This window comes from Halobacillus sp. BAB-2008, assembly GCF_000328325.1.
Lineage (GTDB): Bacteria > Bacillota > Bacilli > Bacillales > Halobacillaceae > Halobacillus.
Genome location: NZ_ANPF01000032.1, coordinates 1 through 7,148, shown reverse-complemented (window position 1 = coordinate 7,148; position 7,148 = coordinate 1). Strand labels below are relative to the sequence as shown.

Genomic DNA, 7,148 nt, shown 5'->3' with positions numbered 1-7,148 from the left:
AAAGGATGGATGAAAGATGGAACATTATATTTGTAATGATTGTGGAAAAAGCATGCTATTACGCCCGTTATATGGAAATGTACGTGTGGCAGTTTATTAAATTTGGAAAAAGATACTCCTATAATAAATGTGGAATCATGGAATCGCTATCCGAACTCATTATGGCGTTATTTAGAAACCATGCCATTCCAAAAGGATTCAAATACTTGGAAGTCTATAACAATGGGAGAAGGTCAAACCCCTTTAATTGTTCTAGATTCTCTTGAACCAAATACTTATGTAAAAGTTGATTATATGATGCCTACTTTATCCTTTAAAGACAGAGGAGCTGCAGTTTTAATGACGAAGGCAAAAGAACTGGGGGTCAAAAAAGTTATTGCGGATAGTAGCGGGAATGCTGGAACTGCCATTGCTGCCTACGCTGCACGTTGTAATATTGCTTGCGACATTTATCTAAGAGAGGAAACGTCCCCCAAGAAAATTGCACATGTGAAATCTCATGGTGCCACGATTAAACAAATTCAAGGGACTCGGGAAGATATTGCAGCAGCTGCCCAACAAGCGGTAAAAGAAGAAGAAGCCTTTTACGCAAGTCATGTATATAATCCTTACTTTTATGAAGGAACTAAAACGTATGCTTACGAAATTTTCGAGCAATTGAATGGTACACCCGATACCTTAATTATTCCTGTTGGTAACGGTACGCTTTTACTAGGTGCCTACTATGGGTTTAAAGAGTTACTTGCCAATGGCTTAATCGAAAAAATGCCGAAAATTATTGCCATACAAGCAGTTAACTGTTCCCCGCTAGTAGAAGCTTTCAACAATGGGGATTTATCAGCCCAGCCTGTTATGAATAAAGGCACTTTAGCAGAAGGGATAGCTATAGCAACACCGGTGCGTTCCTCGCAAATTTTAGAAGCTGTACGCGAAACTAATGGTGAGTTTATAACGATTGAAGAAGATGAAATTCTGAGTGCCCGTGCGAAACTTAGTGATAAAGGTTTTTATGTTGAAGTGACAACAGCCGCAAACTATGCTGGCTATTTAAAATATAAGAAAGAACCAGAAGAAAAAATAATCGTACCTCTTTGTGGCGCAGGAATTAAATCAAATTGATCGCTCTTATCCTAGGTCCATTTATTGCCATGGATCTAGGATAAATCAGCAGCTAGATGTATGAAGGGTGTAGAGTGGATGACGACGAAAAGTAAGCCAACCATTAAAATAATTGCAACTGGTGGAACGATTGCGGGAGCTGGATCTTCAAATACAACCACCACTGGATTATAAACCTGGTGTCGTAACTCTTGGAAGTGATGAGAAGGTTCTAGCGCTTCCGATAAAGGCATAAGAACCACTCATAGCTTTGATTATCTTGAATTCGAGTCTTATAAAAACGGGGGCTTTAGTTGAATAAATCCAATCAGAAAATCGGTTCCTAAAGTTGTTAAGGAACCGATTTTTCATGCCTTACTATGCTTAATGTGGTACAACTTAAATTGATTTTTTTTAAAATGAAAGAAATACCCCCATCTCAATGAGGTGGGGGTACTCTGTATTAAGGTATGGTCGCTAATAATATACAGAGCAATCATAGCATTGCCCAAGAAAAAACACTTATCCTATTTTTAAATTGGTATCACAACTAACGAATTCTAAACACCCTTCATGTCATTGGGATATTTTATTGAAGTTTGAATATCTGTGTAAGAAGGGGGATAGAAATGATGTATGAAAGTGTTCTACAATATCCATTTGATATGCTTTCTATTATTAGAAACGGATTACCCATTGGTGGAAAGAGTAACAAAAAGAAAATAATCATTATAGGAGCAGGGATGTCCGGTCTTGTTGCAGGTTCTTTACTTAAGCAAGCTGGTCACAACGTTACAATTTTAGAAGGAAACAATCGTGTAGGAGGACGTGTTTATACGTATCGTTCCAATTTTACACCAGGGAATTATCTTGATGTAGGTGCAATGAGAATACCATCAAATCATAAGCTGGTTATGGAGTATATACATAAATTCCGTTTACCTGTAAACCGATTCATCAACACGTCACCTAGCGACTTAATTTATGCTAATAACGTTCTTACTACTAGGAAGTATTATGAGTTAAACCCAGACGTATTAGAATATCCATTGAAACAGAGTGAAAAAGGGAAAACAGCTCAAGAGCTTTTTTTAGAAGCCACCCAACCGTTCCGTGACTTATTCTATGGTAGCCCTCCTCAGGAAAAGGAAAAGTTAAAAGATAAGTTTTCGCAGTACTCAATGAGAGAATTCTTAAAGTTTAATCCTTTTGGTATTAGTCTCTCTGACGGAGCAATTAGGAAAATTGCTGTTCTTTTAGGTATTGAGGGTTTTCCGGAGTATTCCTTTATTGATATATTGACCGATATTGCGTTCCCTATTTTCAGTCAAGAAGTAGATTTTGTAGAAATCACAGGTGGGAATGATCGCTTACCTTGGTCATTCTATACCGGCCTGAAAAGTAACATATGCTTTAAACAACAAGTTGAACGAATATATAACACCACAGGTGGCATAAGAGTTCAGACTAAAAATACTTTGACTAACCAGGTTTGTGTTTTTGAGGGTGATTATTCATTGATAACGATCCCATTCCCTTTAATACAATTCGTTGATATCTACCCTTATCATTCTATATCGTTTGATAAGTACCAAATCATTAGGGAACTGAATTCAATCAATGCTGTAAAGATAGGAATAGAGTTTAAAACACGCTTTTGGGAGAGGTATGGTGTTGGCAACGCTGTCACAGATCAACCCACTAGGTATTCTTATATATCAAGTCATGGCAGGGGCACTCCTGGCCCAGCTGTATTGTTAGCAAGTTATAGTTGGGGGCATGATTCAGAGTTATGGACGAGTTTATCATTGGAGGAAAAAGTCAAAGAAGCACTTACAGACCTTACTAAAATATATGGAAATGTCGTATATAAAGAGTATTTAACGACTGTGGCTTACGACTGGGCATTGAATCCTTTTTCAGCAGGAGCATTTACTCTATTTCTTCCAGGCCAAGGGGAAAATTTCAGTGCTGCGATGAAAAAGCCGGAAGGAAGGTTACATTTTGCAGGAGAAGGAGCATCTGATTTTCATGGGTGGATTGAAGGAGCCATTGAATCCGGAATAAGAGCAGCACATGAGATAAATAAAAGAGATTAAGGGCTGAACTGGTGTTATAAATAGTGACTGTTACCTTGGTGTTGCAAAAAAATTTTAAACATCACCTTAAGCAATTAAAAAAATATGTTGTTCTGATTTATCTTGATTTCAAGTCTTAATGTAAAGGAGGCGAATGTTTAATAAAGAGATTCGTCTCCTTATTTTATTTTGTAAATTATATATCCAAAACATTTGGTATATTCTTCTTGAAGTAATAGATATGAGACCAGGTAGCATTGGTGCTAATTTCTTTTATTTGTAAACAGTACAGTGGAGATCTAATTGAAAGCAACGAAGAATCTATATATAATAAATTCTTTTCACATGAAGCACTGCCAGAGAATATATTTACCGAGCATAAAATGTTGGTGGAAGACTTACTATCGAAAAAACAACTTCCGATTATTGGGTGAAAATTTTCACATCAATATAAGGAATTTATCTCGATTTCAAGTCTTCCGCAATAGGGGGCGATTGTTCAATATGAGCAATCGCTTTTTTACTATAGGGCAGCATTCCGATTATGAAGAAATATCGTATTTCACCAAAAAATGACCTTTTGGTATGATAGATATGTCCTTTAGCTGGTCAGCACTAAGGACATATTCATATACCAGTGGCCACGAAATGAATTATAATCAAAATACGAAGCTTGCTCTAATAACTTCGCAAACTCTACCCCGGCATTGAATCCACCCCTTGGGATACTCTAAAGGTAAGAGTAGGAGGTCCCTTTGGCAATCGAAATGTCTTTTATGAACACTTAAAATAATGGGAATACTATCATTAAGGTGTACATAATTTCACTTGAAATTTGTTTATAAAAAAAAGCAGAGGGTGAACAAAGTGACGAATGAATATGCTATAGAAGCTAAAGGACTTGTCAAAGTATTCGGGGATCAACGTGCGGTGGACGGTGTCGATCTTTCGATTCCAAAAGGGATGGTCTACGGGTTTTTGGGGCCTAATGGAGCTGGTAAGACGACAACGATTCGTATGCTTGCCACATTGCTGCAGCCGGATGGAGGAGAAGCTCATATTTTCGGTCATGATATTGTTTCAGAGGCAGGGAAGGTTCGGGAGCGCATTAGTTTAACAGGGCAGTATGCTTCCATAGATGAGGATTTAACCGGTGTGGAAAACCTCGTTATTCTTTCAAAGTTGGCTGGCTATTCCCGGAAGGAAGCAAAAGAGCGGGCCAAAGAACTGCTTGTTGCTTTTGGTCTCGGGGAAGCAGCTAAAAAACAAGTGAAAAACTATTCTGGAGGAATGCGGCGCCGGATTGATATTGCGGCAAGCCTTATTTCTACCCCGGATCTTCTTTTTCTGGATGAACCTACAACAGGCCTTGATCCCCGCAGCCGAAACCAGGTTTGGGAAATCGTCAGAACTCTTGTTAAGGCTGGAACAACCGTTTTATTAACAACGCAATACTTGGAAGAAGCTGACCAGCTGGCGGATAGAATTGCGGTAATCAACCACGGGAAAATTATTGCAGAGGGTACGAGCAGAGAACTGAAAGCTTCGGTCGGGGCTGGAACGCTGCACGTGCAGTTGGAGAATTCAGATCATCAAGAGAAAGCGATGGCCATTCTTCAGGAGAAGCTTCAGACCCCTATACATTCATTGCCTGAGGGAGGCTCCTTGTCTGCTCAAGTAGGGGATGCTTCTCTCGTTGCTAAAGCTTTAGGGGACCTAACAAATGAAAATATACCAGTCAGTGATTTTTCCTTAGGAAAACCGAGTCTTGATGAAGTTTTCCTAACTTTAACAGGAGAGAAAACAGAAGAGAAGGAGGAGACGAAATGAGCCAGCCAAATGTCATTAAGGAAGAGCAATTGCGCCAAGCTATTACCTCCCGGAAGCGTCCTGAACGTCCGTCCGCACTGACTACTTCTTTAACCTTTTCATCAAGAGCGTTACTTAGGATAAAACATGTGCCAGAGCAGCTGTTTGATGTGACGGTGTTTCCTATCATTTTTCTGCTTATGTTTACCTACCTTTTTGGCGGGGCCATCGCCGGTTCTACGAGTGAATACTTACAATTTCTCCTGCCGGGTATTCTCGTGATGACGGTCTCTCAAATCACAATGTATACGGGAATAGATTTGAATAATGATATACGTAAAGGGATTTTCGACCGTTTTCGAACGCTTCCGATATGGCTTCCTTCTGCCCTTGTTGGGGCCTTATTAGTAGATATGATCCGTTATTCCGGCGCCTCAATTATTATGCTTACGCTCGGTTTTATCCTGGGTTTTCGCCCTGAAGGAGGCTTTCTTGGTGTCATCGGGGCCATAGGCATGATTTTGATTTTTTGTTTCTGCTTATCTTGGGTTTGGACAACGCTTGGGATCATTATGAGGTCTGAGAAGTCTTTGATGATGGTCAGCTTTATGGTGCTCTTTCCACTCACTTTTGTCAGTAATGTATTTGTCGATCCGCAGACGTTACCTTCCTGGCTGGAGGGATTTGTCGATGTGAACCCTATTTCCCTGCTGGTTGATGCCGTAAGAGGCTTTATGCACGGAAATGTAACGGCTGAAGCCATCGGCTGGGTATTCCTCTCTTCGGCTGTATTTCTGATTATTTTTGCTCCGCTTACGATGTATCTATATAGAAATAAGAAGTAGTTTCCCAGTTTATTGCATTAGTCTACCCCATTTTAAAATGCTGAAAATTAAAGCAAAAGCAAAAGTAAAAGCAGCGTTCCCTCTAAAAGGAAACGCTGCTTTTTAAGTTATTCCCTGTACCGGGGCTTTGCTTTAATAAGCCCAATTCACAGGGAGCGATTGTTCAATAGAGCATTAGCCCTTTATTACATAAGCGCAAGGAATACCGTGGCATTTAACTAGTTACCTGACGGAGCAGATTAGTGGAAGAGTGTTTTGTATTATGTTCCTCAATCGATACATTTTTGTTGAGGAGAAATTAGAAAGAAAAAATGAAGGTGGGATGAAATATGTTCGGTGCTGGTTGGCTTAACATCGGCAGTTTGGTACTTGGATTAGTTGCTTGGATAATTCCTATTATTAATCTTGCGGTAGGTAAAAAACAGATGAATAAGAAATGGATTGCTCTTACCATTATCAGTTTCAGCGCTTGTGCTATCGCAATATGTTTACAAATTTTTTATAACCTTTACTTGGTAAACATTGAAGACTGGTCTGCTCTGTCGGAAATGCACGCTGTAGCTGTTGCTTCAACTGTACTTGTCATTGTTACCATTTTATTAAATGCACCTACGTTGTTTTTATATCGGGATAGGGGCGCATTATAAAACTAACGGAGCGATTGTTCAATAACAACAATCGCTTTTTTTGCTAAACGGGCGGGTTAGTTGAAGACTTGAATTCGCGATATTTGCTGTTTTTTTAAATCTATTGTAGTTATTAAAGAAAATTGAAATAATTGAACTAACAATAATGGGAACTGCACTGGAGGGACGATATTCTTGGGCTTATCTCTTTTTATTCCATTTTAATCGCATATGATGAATTTTAAATTTTCAATTAAGCTAATGGGGGCAAGAGCTAAAGATCATATTATTGATCTTCAGCCTTTCCTTGAATAAATTTGTTTTGGGAATTTTCAAAATTTGAAATGATAGCTATTGAATAATGAGTGGTAATGTTAAAAATCTAATTCAAGAAATTATTTGAAAAAGGAGATGATTACTATAAAGCCAATACTGATTAGTATTTCAGTTGTAATCTTTTTCGCAGTTGTAGGTAACATTTTTGTTGGTGATGCATTAACAGTATGGTATGCCAATCTTAATAAACCCTGGTACTTAGTACCGCTATGGATATTTATTGTTGTAGGGGTTCTTTATTACATTATGTCAGGATTCATTTTATACAGACAAATTATTAATATTTCAGAATCAAAGTGGCGAAAAATCGCTCTAATCTTAACAATAAGTATGTTGATAGGAAATGAATTATGGAA

Annotated in this window: 5 protein-coding genes and 1 pseudogene; all 6 read left to right on the top strand. The window is 38.5% G+C overall.

Going from position 1 to position 7,148, the window contains the following annotated elements; all coding sequences use genetic code 11:
- The first annotated feature begins 16 nt into the window (after positions 1-16).
- A pseudogene (locus D479_RS08730) lies at positions 17-1,119 on the top strand (threonine synthase).
- Between the two features lie 608 nt (positions 1,120-1,727).
- Positions 1,728-3,197 carry an FAD-dependent oxidoreductase gene (locus D479_RS08725; protein ID WP_152413357.1) on the top strand — a complete coding sequence of 490 codons (1,470 nt, stop codon included), beginning with the start codon at positions 1,728-1,730 and terminating at the stop codon, positions 3,195-3,197.
- A gap of 837 nt (positions 3,198-4,034) precedes the next feature.
- Entirely contained in the window at positions 4,035-5,006 is a 972-nt protein-coding gene (locus D479_RS08720) for an ATP-binding cassette domain-containing protein (protein ID WP_039871176.1), read from the top strand.
- Positions 5,003-5,830, top strand: a complete 828-nt coding sequence (locus tag D479_RS08715) for an ABC transporter permease (protein WP_008635898.1) — start codon at positions 5,003-5,005, stop codon at positions 5,828-5,830. Before D479_RS08720 ends, D479_RS08715 begins: the two co-directional genes overlap by 4 nt.
- Positions 5,831-6,159: 329 nt before the next feature.
- Entirely contained in the window at positions 6,160-6,477 is a 318-nt protein-coding gene (locus tag D479_RS08710; protein ID WP_008635896.1) for a hypothetical protein, read from the top strand.
- A 390-nt stretch (positions 6,478-6,867) separates the two neighbouring features.
- On the top strand, positions 6,868-7,148 hold a 281-nt coding region (locus D479_RS08705), incomplete at its 3' end, for a tryptophan-rich sensory protein (RefSeq protein WP_008635895.1).